The sequence below is a fragment of the Blautia luti genome (assembly GCF_013304735.1).
In the GTDB taxonomy this organism is placed as follows: Bacteria; Bacillota; Clostridia; order Lachnospirales; family Lachnospiraceae; genus Blautia_A.
In genome coordinates this window covers 1-21,434 of the sequence record NZ_JAAITI010000030.1, presented here as the reverse complement: position 1 = coordinate 21,434, position 21,434 = coordinate 1, and the positions used below count along the sequence as shown (strand labels likewise).

Sequence of the window (21,434 nt, the reverse complement as noted above, 5' to 3'; positions counted from 1 at the left end):
AACACTCTTTTATTTTTATGGTAAAAAATTTATAACCGGTTCTTAGTAGTTCTTGTATCCAACTTCCTGAAGTCTTGCGTCTTTCTTCTCAACCTGTTCTTTCAGATCCTGGCTGTACGCTTTCAGTCTGGAAAGAAGCTCTGCATCAGAAGTTGCAAGGATCTTGGCTGCAAGAAGTCCCGCATTGGCACCGCCGTTGATCGCTACTGTGGCAACCGGGATACCGCTTGGCATCTGTACGATAGAGTAAAGGGAATCTCTTCCTCCCAGAGATGTTGTATGCATCGGGATACCGATTACCGGCATTGGAAAGATCGCCGCACACATTCCCGGAAGATGAGCTGCCATTCCTGCGCCTGCGATGATCACTTTGAAGCCTTTTTCTTCTGCTGTCTTTGCATACTCGAAAAATACATCTGGTTCTCTGTGTGCGGAAATGATCTTCATTTCATAATCAATTCCCAGTTTCTCCAGGATATCTGCTGCTTTACTCATAACCGGCATATCTGAATCACTACCCATTACAATTCCTACTTTTGCCATTGTGTTCTCCTTTCGTGGTACACTAACTGAATGTTTACCTGTAGTTGTTTGACTATTGTTATGGTTATTCTACGTATATTCTCACTTTCTGTCAATACGATCGGAAAAACTGTAAATTTACTAATTAACTTATATTAATATTTAATGGAAGATTTTCAAAAGGACGGTTTAATTCCTCGGTTCCAGGAAGAACAAACCTTCCATTTTCAATAATGGAGATCATTTCTCCCTCATCATCAATCACACGGATGCTTCCAAGCTCATCATAAGGAATGGTGATATCCATGTGGCATCCATAATAAGCAAGGCTTACATCATCCTTACGCATCTCGGAAATCTCGTTGTCTCTGGCAATGATCTCTTTTCCGTCCGGATTGTATACCGGTGTATCTTCTGCCCAGCTGTAGCAGGTATCACCCACTGCGAAATGCGGTCCCATTTTCTCTGCGATCAGGATCGGAAGCTTGTCCGCAATTCCGTATTTCAGTGCTGCCACATAAGCTGTGGTGTTTGTACCAATGGCAAATTCACCCATCGGGATCTTCGGATGATGATGGAGGATGTTATCCTCGATATACTTCCTGTTTTCTTCTTCTGTTTTAAAATTGGAGCAGGTATAATCGATCACCTGACCGCAGTCAAATACCAGTTTCAGGTCACGGAACTGCAATCCGTTCAGATATACTTTTTTCACATGAAGGATCCCGCCGGTTCCTGCAAGCTGCGGGGAGGTAAAGACTTCTCCTACCGGAATGTTCACATCTGCCACGCAGTTCTCAAAATTCGTCTGTTTCTTCGGATCTGTCAGCTCATGAAGATGGATCAGAAGATCCGTCTCATTATCTCCACGGCCTTTGACCTCCACCCACTCACAGGTGTCCAGAGTATTGATGATCGTCTGCTGGATCTCCTGATAAAGATGATAATCCAGAGTATTGATCTTTACGATCTCACGGAAAATTTCCTCATAATTTCCACCGATCTCAGGAACCGGATAGGCAATAATGGTAAAACTTCTCTCATCACCTTTAATGTAACGGTTTACGATCTGTCCGGATTCATTGTCAAGCTCTGTCTGCAGCTTCTGCTGTGCCTCACTTAATGCGTAAGCTTCCGGTTTGCTTACCGGAGAGAACGGATTTTCTCCAAACGTGTCAATGCAGGCCGGGCCTCCATGTACCTCTGCCAGTTCTCTGTACTTCTCATAAGAAGTCTGCATGGCACGGAGTTTTCGCTGCACAAAATCTCCGTCCAGGAACAGTGCACTGTCCTGACGATGATCGTAATCGTACTGCGGATTGGCAACGCCACCGGTATAGCCCACACGAACTGCGCCTCTTTTGTTCACTGCATGTGTTGCATGACGGTAGATCACCGGTTTCAGTCCCATTTTTTCAAACTGAAGGATCGCAGCCTTTACCATACGCTCAAATCCAAGGCTGTAACGGATATTTACGGTTTTCTTCTTTGTGATATCTTTTCGTCCGGTGATAAATCCGATCCGATAACCTTCTGTATAAGTAGAAGCCATCTTATCGATCTCTTCCTGGGAAAGGGAATTTAAGAACTCCGCCACTCCTGTCTCATTCTCAGAAACATACTCTCCGTAACGATACAGATATCTCAGATCAGAAAGATCAGAATTCATAATAATCTCTGCTGCAAAATCAAGTTCCGGATCTACGCCCTCCCGGATTCTCTGTTCCATCATATCCTGACAGTAGTCATTCACATAGGAACGAAGGATTCCCTCTATTGTTGCAGCCTCCGGAAGCTCTTCCTCACAAAATGCAGAGTATACTTCCAGAAACAGTTCCATGGATACTGTCATATCCCACAGTCTTTTCTCATGTGCATAAGCCACTGTTCCGGCAAGTTCTGCATACAGGAAACTGAAAGCTTTTCCATAATCTCCCAGCTTATTTACTGCATAAGCCGGATTTCCATAACTGCTTTCATAGTTTTCCGGAAGGATATCCTGATAAAAGCGATGATTTCGCTCCTTCAGCTCCTCCAGGGTAAGTTCCACATTCTCCTCATCCATCACATCTGCTGTCATGGAAAGAAACTGCGCCATCTTTCTGAAAAAATCTCCAAACGGTTCTTTTACCGTCTCTTCTGTTATGACCTCACGGATCCGCTCTTTTGCAAGTCCGTAACGTTCTTTCATGCATTCGTCCAAAACTTCATCTCCCATCTTTTTCATCATCAATCACATGCCCCAGGGCAATATGTTTGTCGATCAGTTCTTTCATATATTCCCAGATCACTTCGGAGCCTTCTCCTGTTTTCTGGTTTCTCTTATAAATCTGACTTTTCTTTACCTGATGTTCTTCCCAGCTTCTTCCGTTGGAAGCATCATTGAGAAACAATGGCTGACAGTTATCCAGCACATGGGCAAATTTCGCCTCTGGAGTTTCGTAGGCCTCAAACTCCTCCCAGAGTGCTTTCAGCCACTGTCCCTGATCTTCCGGCAGCAATCCGTAGATCCGTTCCGCTGCTTTTCGCTCTCTGGCATCCTTGGTGGCTGCCCCTTTCTCATCGTACGCATAGGTATCTCCCGCATCAATCTCCACAAGATCATGTGCCAGTACCATGGGAATTACCTTCGACAGATCCACTTCCTCGTTGGAATATTCCTTCAGAAGCACTGCCATCAGCGCCAGATGCCAGGAATGTTCCGCATCGTTTTCTTTCCTGTTTCCGTCTGCAAGATACGTCTGACGGAAAATATTTTTGACTTTATCTACTTCCAGGATAAAATCAAGCTGTTTTTTTAATCGTTCTTTTTCTTCCATTTTTTATACTCCTGATAAAAAAAGTCCCAGCCAGATTACCAGAATCACACCGTTTAAGATTGATCCGATCATACTTGTGCGGTGTTTCCGGTTTTCCTCTGAAAAGCTGGAAAGGCCCAGTGCAAAGCCGTATGCTGACAGCAGCATCGCAAAAAGCCCGGTTCCGCCAATCAGGCCCCCGAGCTTTCCGTCAAGAAAAAGTGCAAGCACAACTGCCACAATAAACAGCACGAGGGAAGCTGCTGCCAGTCCTACGGACCACTTTCCTTTCGCAGCTTCTCTTTTTTTTGCAAATGCATATCGATATCTTCTTGCCATTAATGTTTTCTCCTAATTTTGTCGCAGACTGCGTAAATTCCATATCCCAGTGCCGCGCCCAGAGTATTCAGTATCATATCATCCACATCAAAACATCCGACCCTGGTGATCAGCTGGATCACCTCCACCGTCAGACTGATGGAAAAACCGGATAATATAATAAAAAAGCCATTTCGCATTCTTCGGTTTATCACCGGAAGAACAAACCCATATGGCATAAATCCCAGCACATTTCCGAAAATATTTGTAAAAAGTGCAAACATCCCTAATTGTTTCCTGTAGACCCAAAAACGCCTGATTTCAACAAACGGAACAAAATTATATCGAAATTCTCTTTCCGCGTCTGCTACCCGGCCATAACCTTCCGAAAAGAAAAGAAGGTATACAAGTATCAGGACATACAGCACAAAAAAAGCTGTCCCGAGTTTTTTTACTCTGTGTTTTGTCCCCTTTTTCAATATTCTCCCCTGCTTAAATGCCCGAAAAGCCACACGAAACAGAGTGCGGCTTTCCGGAATTTTTGTTTATATTTTTCCTAGATCAAAATCTCTGATTTTCTTTTGAGCAGTCTCGCACCGTTCACGATCATCAGAATCCCTGTGACAAGTCCCGTCACCAGAACGACAATACCGAGTGCAAGACTTCCCGCCCCGCTGCTCGCCATGGTTTTATAAATTTTTTCATTCATAAGTCTGTGTCCTCCCAGTAAAAGCGGACATTCGGAATCCGCTGCTCTTTTATTATGATATTCTGTACCAGTATTATTCTGCACCGTACTGCTCATAATATGCATCGATGGCTGCTTTCAGCTTATCATCAATCACAACACGGCCTTTGTATTCTTTATTGTAGAGGTGCTCAACCACCTCAGCCATGGTTACAATTGCTGTAGTCTGAAGACCATAATTCTCTTCAATCTCTTTCAGAGCACTCTTGGTTCCCTGACCACGTTCCATACGGTCAACAGAAACCACAAGACCGATCGGATTTACATCTCCCTGTGCTTTGATAATCGGAAGTGCTTCCTTAATGGATGTTCCGGCAGTCGTAACGTCCTCAATGATCACTACTTTATCCCCATCCTGGATCGGGCTGCCAAGAAGGATTCCCTTATCTCCGTGGTCTTTTACTTCCTTACGGTTGGAACAGTAACGGATATCCTTTCCGTACATTTCACTGATTTCCATGGTTGCTGCCACAGAAAGAGGAATTCCTTTATATGCCGGTCCAAACAGCACATCAAAATCCAGTCCGAATTTGCTCTCGATCGCTTTTGCGTAATACTGACCCAGTTTACGAAGCTGTGCACCGGTACGATAAAATCCTGTATTTACAAAAAATGGTGTTTTTCTTCCCGATTTCGTAGTAAAATCTCCAAATTTCAGGACATTACAGTCGATCATAAACTCAATAAATTCCTGCTTATACTGTTCCATTTATTTAATCCTCCATATTTTTCATGTACACAGCAAAACGGATATTCTTTCTTTGTTCTGCTGTGATTCGTGTGTGCAATCACTTTGCTTATCCGCGTTCATTCTAACATATGTATAACAGAATTGCAAATTATGGAAATTCCCGTTATTTCACCACACCGATCAGTTCATTGATATCTTCAACCTTCTCTTTTTCAAGAAATGCCTGGATTCCCTCCGCAATTTCTTCTGTTGCATAAGGATTGAAAAAGTTTGCGGTTCCCACAGATACGGCAGTAGCGCCTGCCATGATAAACTCCAGTGCATCCTCACAGGTTGCGATGCCACCCATTCCGATGATCGGAAGGGATACCGCATTTGCCACCTGATATACCATGCGGACAGCGACCGGTTTTACTGCAGGGCCGGACATTCCGCCTGTTTTATTTGCCAGCGCAAATGTACGACGGTTGATATCGATCTTCATTCCTGTCAGAGTATTGATCAGGGAAAGCACATCTGCACCACCGGCTTCTGCTGCTTTCGCCATCTCGGTAATATCGGTAACATTGGGGCTCAGCTTCATGATCACCGGCTGTTTTGCATATTTCTTAACTTCTTTCGTAATGTCTTCAAGAGCTTTCGGATTCTGGCCAAAGGCAATCCCGCCTTCCTTGACATTCGGACAGGAAACATTGATCTCCAGCATGTCCACAGGCTCATTTCCAAGGCGTTCCACAACCTCACAGTAATCCTTCGTGGATTTTCCGCAGACATTGACAATGATCTTTGTGTCATATTTCTTAAGGAACGGAATATCTCTCTCACAGAATACATCGATTCCCGGATTCTGAAGGCCGATGGCATTGAGCATTCCGGACGCTGTTTCAGTCACCCTTGGTGTAGGATTTCCCGGCCACGGTACATTGGCCACACCTTTTGTCACAACCGCACCAAGTTTATTCAGGTCCACAAATTCACTGTATTCCGCTCCGGAACCAAATGTTCCGGACGCTGTCATTACCGGATTCTTAAGCTCTACGCCGGCAAGATTTACCTTCATTCTGCTCATAACTCTACCTCCGTACTTAAGAATACAGGTCCATCTTTACATACTCGCTTGTTATGTACATGGGAATGGGAATCTACATCTTTGGATTTACATACGCAGGCAAGGCATGCACCTACACCACAGGCCATACGCTCTTCCATGGAAATCCAGCAGGGAATTCCCTTTTCAAGGGCATATGCCTTGATGGCACGGAGCATTGGCGCCGGTCCACAGGCAAAGATCGCATCTGCCTCAAGGCCATTCTCACGGATAGCATCCATGACATTTCCCTTTGTTCCGGCAGATCCATCTTCCGTTGCCACATAGACATCTCCGTAAGCTTCAAATTCCTTATTCAGAAACAGCTCATCTCTGTATCCAAGAACCATGATCTTCTCTGCATCCAGCTCTTTGGCAGTTTCCAGCATTGGCGGGATTCCAATTCCACCGCCCATGAGAAATACTTTTTTGCCTTTTACTGCATCCAGTGGAAAACCATTTCCAAGAGGTCCCAATGTCTCAACAGGTACTCCTGCATGAAGTCTGGAAAATTCCTCCGTACCAGTTCCTTTTCCGGTAACACGATATACCAGTCTCAGTTTTCCCTCTTCCTTATCGATCTCACAGAGACTGATGGGTCTTGGAAGAAGTTTGCTGCCGTTGCGGCTGTAAAGAGATACAAACTGTCCCGGCACTGCATTTTTCCCAATTTCCCCCGCATCCAGCCACATGCTGTAAATATCTGTACCTATACATTCCTGGCTTAGAATCTTACAGGACTTTTTTGTTTTCTTATTTTCTGACGTGCTCATAAAATGCCTCCTGTATTATCTGTTCTCCAGTGCGCCGCTGATGTCCGCGATCATATCTTTTACAGCCGCTCTGGAGGCATCTGCGTAATTTTCAGCACCAAACTCTTTATATTTTTCCTGCTTGTATGCAGCAATGATTCCTCTGGAAGAGTTTACAATAGCTCCAAGTCCGTCTTCATTAAAGAAATGGACAAGATCTGCTCCTTTTCCACCCTGTGCCCCATATCCAGGAACAAGGATAAATGTCTTCGGCATGATTTTTCTTAATACTTTTCCCATTTCCGGATAAGTTGCACCTACAACAGCGCCTACATAACTGTATTCGTCGCCCATAAGCTCATCGCCCCACTGTGCAACTTTCTCGCCTACCAGCTCATAGAGCGGACGGCCATCAATAACACGATCCTGGAACTCACCGCTTGACGGGTTGGAAGTTTTTACCAGAACAAAAATACCTTTTTTCTCCTCTTTGCAGATATCCATAAAAGGTTTCACACCATCAGAACCAAGATACGGATTGACTGTAGCAAAATCCTCATCAAAACCTGCATATTTCTTGGAGCCTACCTGAACCTGTCCCAGATGTCCAACTGCATAGGCTGCAGATGTAGATCCGATGTCACCTCTCTTGATATCACCGATCACAACCAGATCTTTGGATTTACAGTAATCAACGGTCTTCTTGTATGCGATCAGCCCCGGGATACCAAACTGCTCATACATGGCAATCTGTGGTTTTACTGCAGGAATCAGATCATAGGTGGCATCCACAATTCCTTTGTTATACTGCCAGATTGCTTCTGCAGCACCTTCCAAGGTTTCCCCGAACTCTGCAAAAGCCTTCTTCTGGATATGTTCCGGAATATAATTCAGCATAGGGTCCAGTCCTACAACGATTGGTGCATTTGTTTTGCGAATGTTGCTGATCAGTTTGTTAATCATGATTATTTCTCCTCCTGATTTTCAAATATAATTTTTCCGTCACAGATGGTATAAAGAACTTTTCCCTTTACTTTCCATCCGTCAAATGGCGTATTGTGACCTTTGGAAACAAATTTATTTTTATCGATAGTATACTCCTGCTCCGTATCTACAATAATCACATCTGCCGGGTGGCCTTCCTGCAGCGTTCCGCTTTCGAGTCCCAGAATCTTTGCAGGGTTCAGGCACATCTTCTCCACCATCTGTTTTAATGTAATCACACCTTTTTCTACCAGCTCTGTGTAGGTAAGCGGAAGGCTTGTCTCAAGTCCTACGATTCCAAATGGCGTATTCTTCATGGAACCTGTTTTTTCCTCTGCACTGTGTGGTGCGTGATCTGTACTGATTACCTCAATGGTACCATCTTTCAACCCCTGTTTCAGCGCTTCCACATCCTTCGGTGTACGAAGAGGCGGATTCATCTTGTAATTCGGATCATCGGTTTTTATATCATCAGATGAAAGGATAAAATGGTGAGGGCACACTTCTGCCGTGATATTATCATATCCTTTTTCTTTTACGAACTTCATCATCTCGGCATCACCATAAGTGGAACAATGGCAGAGGTGAAGATGCACACCTGTTTCCAGCGCCAGAATGATATCTCTGGCCGTAATGGTATCCTCCACCGCATTGCAGATTCCCGGAAGTCCCAGTCTTCTGGCATTCTCGTCATCGTTCATACATCCGTCCCCACGCAGGTCAATATCTTCACAGTGATCAAAAAACGGAACTCCGCATTCTGCCGCAATTTTCATTGCTTCTTTACAGAGTGCTGTATTCATCACTGATTTACCATCTTCGGAAACTGCCGGGATACCGACCTTTACCATTCCTGCGATATCCGAAAGCTCCGTTCCCTTCTCACCCTTCGTGGCAGCACCTGCCTGAAGCACATGAATGCCGGAAAACTGGGCCGCTTTATTATGTACATAATTTACTCTGTCCGGATTATCAATGGTAGGAGTTGTATTTGGCATGGCAACTACTGTGGTCACGCCTCCATGGGCAGCTGCCGCTGCACCGCTCATAATGTCTTCCTTATGTGTCTGTCCCGGATCACGAAAATGGACATGAAGGTCGATGATTCCCGGCATGACCAGCTTTCCTTTTGCATCAATCACACGGTCGCCGTCTTTCTTTTTCAGCTTCTGGCCAATTTCCGTGATGATCCCGTCTTCCAGATAAATATCGCCTGTTTTATCCGTATCTGTAGCCGCATCCACGATCCGGCCTCCTCGAATCAGAATCCCCATTTATGTTCTCCTCTCATCTTTTTATTTTCCATATCTACTATATCATACACGAAAATTCTCTTTTTATAAAGAATTTTTTTACAAAGCGTTTCAGTCCTGTTTTATGTACTGAAATTGTTGGAATTTTCTCCTTGACATTTCAAAACACGGGTTATATAATCAGAACATGGCAAGATATTTAATGTAAAATCACTAGTTTTTAGAGATTATATTTACATGAATATAGTCTGTAAAATCTGGTGATTTTTTATTATCATCAGAAGGCTATTTTAACTTTTTTATTTTTATGGAGGTAACACAAAATGAACAAGGGAACTGTAAAGTGGTTCAACGCAGAAAAAGGCTATGGTTTTATCACAGGTGAGGACGGACAGGATGTATTCGTACATTTCTCCGCAATCAACGGTGAAGGCTTCAAATCTCTTGAAGAGGGACAGGCTGTATCCTATGACTTAACAGAGGGCGCTCGCGGAATGCAGGCTGCTAACGTTACAAAGTTATAATTTACCCGATAAATCTATAACCTTAAAAAACGTATAAGTCAAAACAGGTTTGCTTCAGAGCAGACCTGTTTTTTATTATATTGTTTTACGTAAAAAATCTCCAGGATGCTCATTCCTACATCCTGGAGATTTCTTCATCTTTAATTATTTTATTTTGGTTACTGTCATCAAACAAGCCTTTACTCGGCGCTGTCTGAAGATAATCCTGAAATATAATCTGTCAGTGCTGATGTATCCATTACTGTATCTACTTTCACACTGGCCTCTTTCGCCTGGATCTTCGCATAAGCGGAATAGCCGATCCAGCCTACAAACAGTGCCGCGATCAGAATCCACGCTACCATCTCAAGAACAAATTCCACCCGTTCTTTCTTCTGAACACTGCTTCGTCCAAATTTGTTGTTTTTATATTTGTCAACTTTCTTCTGGCTCATTGTTGTTCTCCTTTGCCGATTCAAATACTCCGTTTATTATAGCACATCTGTTTTCAAAAGAAAAGCAGCAACTCCAGAAAGAAATGTGATAATTTTCTGAACAATAAGCCAAGGACCTGCACTGCCGCAAGATCAGACAGCAACAATAACGCCTCCATCATTCGCATACATGCTGCTGACTCCTGCAGTATCCATAACAACGATCTTCGCAGGATTCAGTCTCTCCCGGATAGCTTCTTCCAGCATCTTCGCTCTTTCCGGGCAGTTACAGTATGTGATGGCAACAATCTTTTCGTGGATATTGATTCCTTTTTCTCCAACAAGCTCCACCATCTTTACAATCGCCTTATTCATTCCTCTTGCCTGGTCAAACTGGCAGATACTTCCCTCCGGAGTAGATCCCATAACCGGTTTGATCTTCAGTGCACTGGCTACCAGAGCCTTTACCCTGCTCAGACGTCCATTCTTACGCAGCGTTTCCAAATTTTCCAGTACGAAAAATGTACTCATTTCTTCAATATACTTATCTACCGTCTCTATGACTTCCTCAAAAGAAAGTCCTTTTTCTTCACATTCCACAATCTTCATGGCAATCAGGCTTTCTCCACCAGATGCAGACTTGGAATTAAATACATGAATTTTTTTCCCGGGGTTATCCTCCAGAAACAGACTCTTTCCAAGAACCGCACTGTTGTAGGAACCGCTCAGCTCAGAAGAAAGTGTCACTGCATAAATGTGGTCTGCTTCACACTCATAAGCTTTCATATAACGCTCCGGCGACGGGCATGCGGATTTCGGACACTCCAGGCATGCAGCAACTTTTTTCAGAAAGTCCTTCTGGTCAAAAGTTTCATCATCTATAATACTCTCGCCACCAACCATCAGTGTCAGCGGTACAGATTCTATTCTCTCATCATCTTTCCATTCATTCAGGAGTTCTCCACAGCTATCTATCGCAATCTTATAACTCAATTATATCGTCCTCTTTTCCATTATATGTAGTATTCAATACCACATCTATGGTATCACATAAACAGGTATTTGAAAAGAGTTTTTTAAAAAGTCTGTCCTTTTTTCTGTATCTGAGATATAATATCTACACGCAATCAAAAAAGAAAGGAAGTGCGGCATGCTGGCATTAAAAATCACAGATATCCGGGATTTTACAAACAAGCTTTTTATAGGAGAAGTATTCGATAAATTCTGCCTGTCCGAAGCAGTGATCACTACTTTTAATACTTTCACCATCGACGGCAGACTTCAAAAAGATTTCTTTGATACAGACAGTCTGAACAAAATCACAGAACACGGCCGGACGCATTCTCTCTGGAGGGACACAAAACCCTTCTGCTGGTCTGTAATCCGCGGAAAACGTACACCGTTAAGTTTTAAAATCGTGCTTCATCTGAGCAGAAGCGGAGTGGAAGCCGCAATACGAAATACAGATTCTGAAATTTCCTCCGAGCAGATTGACGGATTATTTTTAAATCTTCAGTTTAAAAATGGAAGTCTTCTCTGTACCACCGGAACCTCTCTTCGGACTTTTTCCATGGACAAACGGCCGGAACAGCTCTGGGATGATATGGTTCTTAACTTTCTGACTCAGAACCAGATAATTTTTGAAAAACTGTAGTCAGCTGGTTTCTTCCATTTCTCTCAGGTAATACGCCAGCATATCAATAAATTCACTGTTCGTCGGTTTATCTTCTAACTGATATCCTGCAATTTCATCCAGAAGTCTTCTGTTTCCCTCCCAACAGACATTTACCAGTGTCCGAATATCGTGTTCTACATTTGTTGGCGTTGACTTATATTTTCTGGCCAGACACGGATAAATGTCTTTTGTAATCCGTAACGGTTTATACTGATAACCCATTGAAATCTTCACAGCCTCCGCCGTGAAGAAATATCCTTTATATTTCGAATTCGCTCCCAACCTTCTTATCAGACCATATATGTTTTTCATACACCTTTCCTCCCTATTTCTATTTTTTCTCTTTTTAAATTCACTTCCTCATATATAATACGACACTTATTCGTATTTTTCGCTTTCTTCTGAAAATTTATTTTTTACATATTAGATACTGATTTCATTTTTTTACAGCATTTTTACCTAAGAATTTAATTAATATGTATTATATATCCATAATATCCAAAATTGTGTTAAAGATGCGTATATTGTTATAAAAAAGACAATTATTCTATTTATAAAAAAAGAAGGCTCTGCCCTAATAGGCAAAGCCCTCTCTGTTCCTGATTCCGTTATTTATTTTGTGAGAACCATAAGAATATCATTGCTTCTCTTGACAAATTTTGTCATTTCCTCCGGAGAAAGCTGTTTATGGCTCATCATTGCCAGATCATAGAGCTGTTCACAAATCACCGGAACATGCTCAGATTCCTGATTTTCTGCCACAAATTTCACAAGTGGATGATTTGCGTTCAGAACAAGTATTTCCTGTCCTCCGAACATATTCGGATCCATTCCATACATATTGTACATCTTCATCATATCCTGCATACGGCGGCTCTCTTCTGGAAGTGTAATCATCGCTGCAGTATTTTCATTTTTCAGTTTTTCTACTTTTACTTCCAGTTTATCTTTGCCGAGGTTTTTGCGGAATACATCTGTCAGAGTCTTTACTGTTGTTTCATCTGTCTCGCCATCTTCACGAAGCTCTTCTGTAAGATCCGCATCAATTCTCTTGAACTGAATTTCCTGATCCTGCTGCTCAAGATGAGAAATAAACTGAGAATCTATCACATGTTTCAGGATTACAGCATCTTTTCCTGCCTCGCGGAACATGTTAATATACTGGCTCTGCTGTACTTCATCTGTAACATAATAGATAACTGTCTTTTCTGGTTCTTCCTTTTCTTCTTTCTTGGATTCATCCGAAGTTTTCTCTTCTTCTGTTTTGGCTTCTTCTTTTTTATTTTCCTCAACACAGTCTTTCAGGGTAAGATATTTGCCATCCAGATTTTTGAAGAGAATATAGTCATTCATCTTCTCACCGAATTTTGAATCCTTGATGCAGCCAAATTTGATAAACGGACTGATATCATCCCAGTATTTCTCATAGGATTCTCTGTCAGTCTTGCACATTCCTGTCAGTTTGTCTGCAACTTTCTTTGTAATATACTCGGAAATTTTCTTGACAAAACCGTCATTCTGCAGTGCGGAACGAGATACATTCAGTGGCAGATCCGGGCAGTCAATGACACCTTTCAGAAGAAGAAGGAATTCCGGAATTACCTCTTTAATGTTATCTGCGATAAACACCTGATTATTATAAAGTTTGATTGTTCCCTCAATAGAATCGTACTCGGTTCTGATTTTCGGGAAATACAGGATACCTTTCAGGTTGAACGGATAATCCATATTCAGATGAATCCAGAACAGTGGCTCCTTGTAATCCATAAATACCTTACGGTAAAATTCTTTATACTCTTCATCTGTACACTCATTTGGATGTTTCATCCACAATGGCTGTGTGTCACTTAACGATACCGGACGTTTATTAATTTTTACCTTGTCTTTGGCAGGAGAAACTTCAACAACTTCTTTCTCACCTTTATCGTTCTCTTTCTCCTCTGTCTTGGCTTCTTCATGGATATGCTCCACTACTACATCGTCGTCACGGAGATCTGCTTCGTCAATAGTTTCATATTCCTGCTCTGCGTTTGCCTTGGAAAGATAAATATTTACCGGCATGAAAGAACAGTATTTCTCAATTACTTCACGCATGCGGTATTCATTTGCAAACTCCAGGCTTTCTTCATTAAGGAAAAGAGTGATTTCTGTTCCAGGCTCTGTCTTATTTCCATCTGCCATCTCGTATTCTGTACCACCATCACAGGTCCAGTGAACCGGTGTGGAACCCTCTTTATAAGAAAGAGTATCAATATGAACTTCGTCCGCAACCATAAAAGCGGAATAGAAACCAAGTCCGAAATGACCAATCATCTGATCATCGGTTGTCTTATCTTTATACTTCTCAAGAAACTCTGTTGCACCGGAAAATGCAATCTGAGTAATATATTCCTCTACTTCGTCTGCCGTCATACCGATACCGTTATCAATAAACTTCAGAGTCTTCTGATCCGGATCCACAATAACATTCACTGCCGGTTTATATCCGTCCGGAAATGTGTAATCACCCATAACTTCCAGTTTTCTCAGCTTGGTGATTGCATCACATCCATTGGAGATCATCTCTCTTACAAAAATATCATGGTCTGAATATAACCATTTCTTGATAATCGGGAAAATATTTTCACTGTTGATTGATAAACTTCCATGTTTTGCTGACATGTATGTCACTCTCCTTTTACTTTTATTCCTTATATTCCCGGCAGAACCGGAAAACTGTTTCTGTCTTTACTTTATCATCCTGCGGATTCTTTTATCCGACTGACTAAATATATACTAATACGACTTTTTACAAAAGTCAAGGAAAATTTAGCACTCACCATTTTCGAGTGCTAGTAACAATTTTGTATTTTCCATGTAAAAATCCCCTCGCACATCAAGTCATGCGAGGGGACGCTATCTGCGTATAATTTATTTATTTTTTCTTTCTGCGATACACAAGAATACCACCAATGCATACTGCTGCAACAACCAGAACAATCACAAATGTCATAACCGGTGTACTGTCTCCTGTCTGCACTGCCGATTTTTTGTTTGACTGCGTAACTGCAGGACTCGGTGTTGCTGTAAGAATCTCGGCCTGTGATACAGCAAAAGCAACGGTACTTTCTGACTGTGTACCTGTATCTTTCCAGTTGGTGCCATCATATTTCTGCTGTCCAAAAGTAACTTTTAAGGTGTAATTACCCGGTTTGCTTACGCGGAATGTTGCTGTGTACGGTGCTGCATCCCATGTACGCTCCTCTGTAATTTTCCAGCTTTTCGGAAGATATCTGGTATCTCCCTTACGCGGGCTGGCATTATCCATTCCTGCTCCCACTGCTGTAAAAGTAATCTTCGTGTTGGTATCATACTTGCCATCCGGATCAATTCCTGTGATCTTATTATCGGAAGCAGCTGCCTTGGAACCACTGTATCCGTTTACAGTCACACTTACTGCAATCACTGTGCTGATTCCATCCGGATTTTTTACCCCATCTGGAAGTTTGACAGTACCTTTTACATTAAATGTCTGTCTGTCCGCAGAGGACGGATTATAAGAACAGCCATTTACATCCCATGTTACAGAAGCTTTCTGTTCTCCCTTTGTTGTCTTAATTGTTACTGTTTCCGGAAGTTTCAGTGCTTTCTGTGTCTTCTCGGTACCATTTGGAAGATCTTTAATGTCAGACGGTTTTTTTATTCCTGTCAGATTATTTCCTTTTTTCGTATTATCCGTCTTTTTTTCTGTGACAGTGAAATGTGCATTTACAGAAACTTCCACATCCGCGCTACTGGAAACCGCAATGTCTTCCACATATTCAGATGCAGAAAGGCCACCTGCCGGCTGTACAGTAAATGTAGCGTTTTCTCCTGCGTTAATCTCTGTCTTGGAAAGACTGCCCACTGTATAATTCATACCGGAAGGCTGCTGCAATGTAATTGCTGTGTTTCCGGTATTGGTAACGGTAACCGTCTGTGCCTCTGGAATATTTTTGTATCCTTCCTCTGCATTTCCAAATTCCAGATTTTCCGGGCTGACAGATAGATTATAAATCGGTGCAGGCTCTGTCACTTCAAATGATACGGAAACTCCATCTTTTATGTTTCCATCTTTATCCGTTATCTGAATTGTTCCATTGTAGCTGCCTGCTGCAAGACCTGTCTTCGGCTGTACGGTAAACGTAGCATAATCTCCCGGATTAATCACTTCCGCCGAAATTGTACCTACTTCATAGTTTCTGGCGGTTGGCTGTACCAAACGAACCGCTTCTGTTCCGGTGTTTTCAACTGTTACTGTCTGCGCTTCTGGCGCTGTACTGTATCCCTGTTCCTGGCTTTCAAAATTCAGTTTTTCCGGATTAACGCTTACCGATACTATTTTCTGAGGTTCTTCTTTCACAGTTACCGATGCTTTTACTGTTACCGATGCATTGTTATCCGATGAGGCAAAGACAAGATCTTCTGTGTAAGAATCTGCTTTTGCTTCAAGACCGATTTTTGGCTGTACGGTAAACATCTGCTCATCCCCCTGGGCAAGCTGAATATTTCCGTCACTTTCCACTGCGCTGACCGGTGCAATGTCAAATATTTCGGAAACCGGCTGTACCAGCGTCACTGTCTCTGTACCATCATTTCTGACTGTAACAGTTCTTGTTTCAACATTATCATAACCTGCTGTCAGATCATCAAAAGAAATTTCTTCGGAGTCTACGGTAAGTTTATAGGTTTTATCTTCATTTTCTTTTGGTTCGGTTGTTTTTCCAGAGTCCGCTTTATCGTCTTTTTCTCCTGCTTCCACTGAAAAATCTGCCTCAAAGAAAACATCTGCGCCTTCTTCTGTCTGATAGGTAATCAGATCTTTATATTCTCCGGCTTTCAGCCCTTCTCTTGGTTTCACCCATACGGTAACTGATTCACCACTTTTCAATGGCTGCTCGTTAATATCCTGCGCCATAAAATTCTCCGGCGCAATTTCTTTAAAATTCAGATCTCCGGTTCCATTATTGGTAATAATAACATACTGTTCTCCTGGTACTTCCGTATATCCTTCTTCAACAGATCCGAAGTTCAGGACACCACTTCCGTCTTCTGTGGAAGCCGCCGCCGAATAGGTAAGTTCTTCGGCCTGCTCGGTCTTTTCCTCCTGGTTTCCTCCAACCTCAATAATTTCGGAAGTCTCTGTAGAAGAATCCTGTTTTTCTTCTGTATTGGATACTTCTTCCTGAGAACTCGTATTTTCATCTGTGCCGATTTCTTCTGTACTTTCTTCGGTTTCCGTACTTTCATCAGGCTGTGCACTCTCATCTGTTTCTGTATTTTGGTCTGCTGCCGGAGAAATTTCCGTTTCTGTACTTTCTTCTGTAGAATCCTGTTCTGAAGTTTCATCCAATTCGCTCTCACTATCGGCAGCTTCTTCCTTCTTCTGCTGTGCAAGAGCTTTTGCTTCTTCCTCCGTCGCGGAAACTTCCTGCGTCGTTACCGTAAGTTCACCGCTGATTCCCATTTCTTCTTTACCTGTAATTTTAAGAACAATGGGAAGTCCCAGATCCTTTTCTTCCACCTTATAGGTTTTATCGGTTCCTACTTCTGTAAGCAGATCACCGTCTTTCAGAGACCATGAAAAACTCACATAATCATCTGTAATTCCTTCTGGTTTTACCTTGGAATAATCTGCGCTTAAGGTAACGCCTACTGCAATTGTTCCTTTAATTTTCAGTTTGCCATCAAGTGCTCCCTGGGGAGCTGCAGCGGCAAATACCATAGATGGAAGTAATGTAACCATCATAAGCACGGCCATAATGACTGCCAGTACTCTGTTTTTCTTCATATTCCATCCTCCTTTACATCATTTTTAATTTTCTGCGTTTCTGTCAGATTTTTGCAGACCTTTCTTTGCTGATGTAAGTTTACCATATTTAATTTTCGGGGATGTAATTCTTGTTTTCCGACATATTTTTCCATCAGCCTTCAACAATCATATATTTTCCATCCGGAAGTTTAAACACTTCACTCTCTTCTTCCAGTTCTTTCAGAGAAAGGCCTTCCACATCTGCACCCATTCCATCCAGATATTTCTTTACATCTTTCAGAGAATCCAGAACAACTGCCATACAGTCTTCCAGAAATGCCTCTGCCTCTTCAAAATCATCTGCTACCGGCTCATCAAAGAGCTGTCCCTGTTTTTCCAGAAATGTCTGGACATATTCTTTTTTGTACATTTAAAAATCCTCCTTTATTTATAACTTTTCTCCTGATATATGGTAAAAAGATCCATCGGGCCATCTGCCACAATATCCGCACCGTTTTCCTCAAGTTCCCTGCGGCCACGAAATCCCCAGAGCGCACCTACCGTATACATTCCGGCTGCTTTTCCTGTCTGCATGTCTGTTTTTGTATCTCCGATATACATGCATTCTTCCGGTTTCACTCCGAATTCTTCCGCGATCTTTAACGGGCCGTCCGGTGCTGGTTTCCTTCGGATTCCCTCCTGCTGTCCCATTACTTCGTCAAAAACATCCCCATAGATTACTTTTACGACTTTCTGTGCCGCAATGTGTGGCTTGTTGGAGCATACTGCCATTTTCAGTCCCGCATCTTTCAGTTTCTGAAGGGTTTCCGGCATGTCTTTATATGGTACAACTTTATACAGGGGATCTTCATCAAATTTTTTGCGGTAAAGTTCCCGGACTTCTTCGTAATGGACCAGTTCCGGATCTCCTGCATCGATCAGGCATCTTTTTATCAGCATGTCTGCGCCTTCTCCGCTGTAATAGCGGAAATTGTCTGCCGGCTGTGGTTTCAGGGAAAATTTCTCCATGATCTCATTCGCCACATATGCCATGGATTCCAGCGTATCTGCAATTGTTCCATCCAGGTCAAAAATACAAGCTTTTATCATTTTGTCATTCATCCTCTCAGGTTTATTCCCAGTTTCTTTGTCTCATAGATCAGCCGTGCCACAGGCAGCCCGACTACGTTGTTGTAATCGCCGCGGATTCCTTTCACATAAGCTCCCCAGGCGCCCTGGATTCCGTAGCTTCCTGCCTTATCCATGGGATCTTTGCTGTTTACATATTCTGTAATCTCTTCCTGGGTTACCGGGTAAAAAATTACATCTGTGCATTCATGAAACGTATGAACTTTCCAGCTTTCTTCTTCTCTTACAAGAACTGTCACACCCGTATATACCTGATGTGTGTTTCCCTGCAGCATACTCAGCATATCCACTGCTGCTTTCGGATCTGAAGGTTTACCGAGGATCTTTCCCTCATAGGAGACTATGGTATCCGCTCCGATTACAAGGATATCCGCCAGATCATCCGCCTGTTCTTTTTCCAGTGCATGTGCGGTAAACATGGCCTTCTGACAGGAAAGTTCCTCAACCACCTTCGAGGGCTCTGTGCTGGTGATACGTTCTTCCCCACTGGCAGGTTTTACCTCAAATATGATTCCCACCTGGCTCAAAAGCTCCCGTCTCCTGGGAGACGCGGAAGCAAGCACGATCTTTTTCATGTGTGTATTCCTCTCTTTCTGTGTTATCAGTATAACCTTTTACGGAAGGAGGTGCAACCGGAATTGTCAAAAGAGAATTTCTTCCGGATTATAAAATATAATACGCCGGGATGTACAGATATCCCGGCGTACTGTCTGTTATATATGATTACGGTTTTGATCTTATGCCTTCGGCAGTTTGAAAGAGCTCTTAAGAGACACAATACGGTTAAATACCGGTGCGCCCTCTTTGGAGTCATGGATGTCTGCACAGAAGAATCCGTTGCGGACAAACTGATAGCTGTCGTAGCCTTTTGCTTTCAGAAGCTCCGGCTCAACGTAAGCACTTGTCACAGTAAGAGAATTTGGATTTACATTGAGAGATCCGTCTTCTTTATTGTAAACACCTTTCTCCTCATCTACGATATTCTCGTATAGTCTTACCTCAACCTTGCCTGCGTTGGATGCCTCTACCCAGTGGATGGTTCCTTTTACTTTACGTCCGTCCGGTGCGTTTCCACCCTTGGTTTCCGGATCATAAATGCAGTGAACCACACGGATCGTTCCGTCATCATCTGCTTCATATCCTGTACAGGTTACAAAATATGCATTCATAAGACGGACTTCATTTCCGATATAGAGACGTTTGTATTTCTTCGGCGGCTCTGCCATGAAATCATCACGTTCGATATAAAGTTCTCTGCTGAACGGGATCTTTCTGGTTCCAAGTTCCTCATTCTCCATATTGTTCGGAGCTTCCAGGTACTCAACCTGTCCTTCCGGATAATTGTCGATCACAAGTTTGATCGGATCAAGAATCGCCATCATACGTGGACGTTTCAGTTTCAGATCCTCACGGATGCAGTATTCAAGCATTGCATAGTCTACAGAGCTGTTAGCCTTGGAAACACCACAGAGCTCTACGAATTTACGGATGGATTCCGGTGTGAATCCACGGCGGCGAAGTGCAGCGATGGATACCAATCTCGGATCATCCCAGCCATCTACGATTCCATCCTCAACAAGTTTCTTGATGTAACGTTTACCTGTAACAACGTTTGTAAGGTACAGTTTTGCAAACTCGATCTGCTTCGGCGGATGTGGATACTCCAGTTCTTTTACAACCCAGTCATAAAGCGGTCTATGATCCTCAAACTCCAGAGTACAGATGGAATGGGTCACGCCTTCGATCGCATCCTCAATAGGATGGGCGAAGTCATACATCGGATAGATGCACCATTTATCTCCTGTGTTGTGGTGTGTCATGCGGGCTACACGGTAGATAACCGGATCACGCATGTTCATATTCGGAGATGCCATATCAATCTTTGCACGGAGAACTTTTTCACCGTCTCCGTATTTACCCTCGCGCATTTCCTCAAAAAGCTGCAGGTTCTCTTCTACAGTACGGTTTCTGTACGGGCTCTCTTTACCTGGTTCTGTAAGAGTTCCTCTGTACTCACGGATCTGGTCTGCAGTCAGATCGCAGACAAAAGCTTTGCCTTTTTTGATCAGTTTCACAGCAGCTTCATACATCTGGTCAAAATAGTCAGAAGCAAAGAAAAGTCTGTCTTCCCAGTCTGCACCAAGCCATTTTACATCAGCTTTGATGGATTCTACGAATTCGGATTTCTCCTTTGTCGGGTTTGTATCATCAAAACGAAGGTTAAATTTTCCGTTGTATTTCTTTGCAAGTCCGTAGTTTAAAAGAATGGATTTTGCATGTCCGATGTGAAGATAACCATTCGGTTCCGGTGGAAAACGTGTATGCACAGTGTCATAAACGCCTTCTTCAAGATCTTTGTCTATAATATTCTCAATAAAGTTTTTGGAAACTGTCTCGTTGTCCATGATTCTCCCTCCTAGATATCGTCCTGATGTTTTATCTTATCATAAATTTGGAGTTTTTGAAAGTTTTTTAAAAAATTTATCTGCACGAAAAAAAATAAAGAAATTTACAAAATATATGTTGACAATTCTCTACTCATCTGATAATATATTCAACTGTGAGCGGCACAAACGTCGCGTCGCAAAACAAGCTGCTGTGGCTCAGTCGGTAGAGCGTCGCCTTGGTAAGGCGGAGGTCACGGGTTCGATTCCCGTCAGCAGCTTTATTTTTTATCTTAAATACTATTATAAACAGTCAAGACCACCCGCTTAGCGGGTGGCTTGCTCTGTCCCTATAAGGGACTATTC

At 42.7% G+C, this 21,434-nt stretch carries 22 protein-coding genes and 1 tRNA gene; 3 read left to right on the top strand and 20 right to left on the bottom strand.

Features of this window, described 5'->3' with window-relative positions:
- Positions 1-42: 42 nt before the first annotated feature.
- The 11 genes from purE to G5B06_RS14015 form a co-directional block, all read right to left on the bottom strand.
- The gene (purE, locus tag G5B06_RS14065) at positions 43-543 is read right to left on the bottom strand and encodes a 5-(carboxyamino)imidazole ribonucleotide mutase (protein ID WP_015525905.1); all 501 of its coding nucleotides are present in this window, start codon (positions 541-543) and stop codon (positions 43-45) included.
- A 124-nt stretch (positions 544-667) separates the two neighbouring features.
- A complete protein-coding gene (locus G5B06_RS14060) occupies positions 668-2,749 on the bottom strand; it encodes an aminopeptidase (protein WP_420314387.1) in 2,082 nt (693 codons plus the stop codon).
- A complete protein-coding gene (locus G5B06_RS14055) occupies positions 2,730-3,341 on the bottom strand; it encodes an HD domain-containing protein (RefSeq protein WP_148447736.1) in 612 nt (203 codons plus the stop codon). The genes G5B06_RS14060 and G5B06_RS14055 overlap by 20 nt, the downstream gene beginning before the upstream one ends.
- A 3-nt stretch (positions 3,342-3,344) precedes the next feature.
- Positions 3,345-3,659, bottom strand: coding sequence for a hypothetical protein (locus G5B06_RS14050; protein ID WP_021977588.1), 315 nt, complete (start codon positions 3,657-3,659; stop codon positions 3,345-3,347).
- Positions 3,659-4,066 (bottom strand): VanZ family protein, encoded by a 408-nt coding sequence (locus G5B06_RS14045; protein ID WP_330384663.1) that lies wholly within the window; start codon positions 4,064-4,066, stop codon positions 3,659-3,661. Before G5B06_RS14045 ends, G5B06_RS14050 begins: the two co-directional genes overlap by 1 nt.
- Before the next feature lie 128 nt (positions 4,067-4,194).
- Entirely contained in the window at positions 4,195-4,347 is a 153-nt protein-coding gene (locus G5B06_RS14040; protein ID WP_173762129.1) for a hypothetical protein, read from the bottom strand.
- Positions 4,348-4,420: 73 nt separating this feature from the next.
- Positions 4,421-5,095 carry an orotate phosphoribosyltransferase gene (gene pyrE, locus G5B06_RS14035; protein WP_173762128.1) on the bottom strand — a complete coding sequence of 225 codons (675 nt, stop codon included), beginning with the start codon at positions 5,093-5,095 and terminating at the stop codon, positions 4,421-4,423.
- Positions 5,096-5,240: 145 nt separating this feature from the next.
- Positions 5,241-6,146, bottom strand: coding sequence for a dihydroorotate dehydrogenase (locus G5B06_RS14030; RefSeq protein ID WP_021977584.1), 906 nt, complete (start codon positions 6,144-6,146; stop codon positions 5,241-5,243).
- Entirely contained in the window at positions 6,143-6,937 is a 795-nt protein-coding gene (locus G5B06_RS14025; protein ID WP_173762127.1) for a dihydroorotate dehydrogenase electron transfer subunit, read from the bottom strand. The genes G5B06_RS14030 and G5B06_RS14025 overlap by 4 nt, the downstream gene beginning before the upstream one ends.
- Positions 6,938-6,952: 15 nt before the next feature.
- Positions 6,953-7,879, bottom strand: coding sequence for an orotidine-5'-phosphate decarboxylase (gene pyrF / locus G5B06_RS14020; protein WP_148447728.1), 927 nt, complete (start codon positions 7,877-7,879; stop codon positions 6,953-6,955).
- Between the two features lie 2 nt (positions 7,880-7,881).
- A complete protein-coding gene (locus G5B06_RS14015) occupies positions 7,882-9,174 on the bottom strand; it encodes a dihydroorotase (RefSeq protein ID WP_173762126.1) in 1,293 nt (430 codons plus the stop codon).
- A 302-nt stretch (positions 9,175-9,476) separates the two neighbouring features.
- On the opposite strand from G5B06_RS14015, the gene G5B06_RS14010 reads away from it, so the two are divergent.
- Positions 9,477-9,677 (top strand): cold-shock protein, encoded by a 201-nt coding sequence (locus tag G5B06_RS14010; protein WP_015525894.1) that lies wholly within the window; start codon positions 9,477-9,479, stop codon positions 9,675-9,677.
- A gap of 179 nt (positions 9,678-9,856) precedes the next feature.
- Here G5B06_RS14010 and G5B06_RS14005 read toward each other — a convergent pair whose 3' ends face one another.
- Together G5B06_RS14005 and G5B06_RS14000 are read right to left on the bottom strand one after the other, a co-directional pair.
- Positions 9,857-10,111 carry a hypothetical protein gene (locus G5B06_RS14005; protein ID WP_173762125.1) on the bottom strand — a complete coding sequence of 85 codons (255 nt, stop codon included), beginning with the start codon at positions 10,109-10,111 and terminating at the stop codon, positions 9,857-9,859.
- A gap of 132 nt (positions 10,112-10,243) precedes the next feature.
- On the bottom strand, positions 10,244-11,083 hold the full coding sequence (locus G5B06_RS14000; protein ID WP_173762124.1) for a DegV family protein: 840 nt from the start codon (positions 11,081-11,083) through the stop codon (positions 10,244-10,246).
- A gap of 157 nt (positions 11,084-11,240) precedes the next feature.
- Between G5B06_RS14000 and G5B06_RS13995 the strand changes: the two genes are divergently transcribed.
- Entirely contained in the window at positions 11,241-11,744 is a 504-nt protein-coding gene (locus G5B06_RS13995; RefSeq protein WP_173762123.1) for a DUF5721 family protein, read from the top strand.
- Here G5B06_RS13995 and G5B06_RS13990 read toward each other — a convergent pair whose 3' ends face one another.
- The 7 genes from G5B06_RS13990 to G5B06_RS13960 all read right to left on the bottom strand — a co-directional run bounded on the left by G5B06_RS13990 (position 11,745) and on the right by G5B06_RS13960 (position 21,089).
- Positions 11,745-12,077, bottom strand: a complete 333-nt coding sequence (locus G5B06_RS13990) for a sporulation initiation factor Spo0A C-terminal domain-containing protein (RefSeq protein ID WP_148447722.1) — start codon at positions 12,075-12,077, stop codon at positions 11,745-11,747.
- 300 nt (positions 12,078-12,377) lie between these two features.
- Entirely contained in the window at positions 12,378-14,426 is a 2,049-nt protein-coding gene (gene htpG, locus G5B06_RS13985) for a molecular chaperone HtpG (protein WP_148447720.1), read from the bottom strand.
- A 253-nt stretch (positions 14,427-14,679) separates the two neighbouring features.
- A complete protein-coding gene (locus tag G5B06_RS13980) occupies positions 14,680-17,574 on the bottom strand; it encodes a choice-of-anchor D domain-containing protein (protein ID WP_148447718.1) in 2,895 nt (964 codons plus the stop codon).
- 133 nt (positions 17,575-17,707) lie between these two features.
- Complete coding sequence (locus G5B06_RS13975) at positions 17,708-17,965, bottom strand: glyoxalase (protein ID WP_148447716.1); 258 nt, start codon at positions 17,963-17,965, stop codon at positions 17,708-17,710.
- Positions 17,966-17,979: 14 nt separating this feature from the next.
- Entirely contained in the window at positions 17,980-18,645 is a 666-nt protein-coding gene (locus G5B06_RS13970; protein ID WP_148447714.1) for an HAD family hydrolase, read from the bottom strand.
- 8 nt (positions 18,646-18,653) lie between these two features.
- The gene (locus G5B06_RS13965) at positions 18,654-19,259 is read right to left on the bottom strand and encodes a Maf family protein (RefSeq protein ID WP_148447712.1); all 606 of its coding nucleotides are present in this window, start codon (positions 19,257-19,259) and stop codon (positions 18,654-18,656) included.
- A 162-nt stretch (positions 19,260-19,421) separates the two neighbouring features.
- Entirely contained in the window at positions 19,422-21,089 is a 1,668-nt protein-coding gene (locus G5B06_RS13960) for a glutamine--tRNA ligase/YqeY domain fusion protein (protein ID WP_148447710.1), read from the bottom strand.
- 187 nt (positions 21,090-21,276) lie between these two features.
- On the opposite strand from G5B06_RS13960, the gene G5B06_RS13955 reads away from it, so the two are divergent.
- Positions 21,277-21,349: transfer RNA gene (locus G5B06_RS13955), tRNA-Thr, on the top strand.
- The last annotated feature ends 85 nt before the right edge of the window (positions 21,350-21,434 follow it).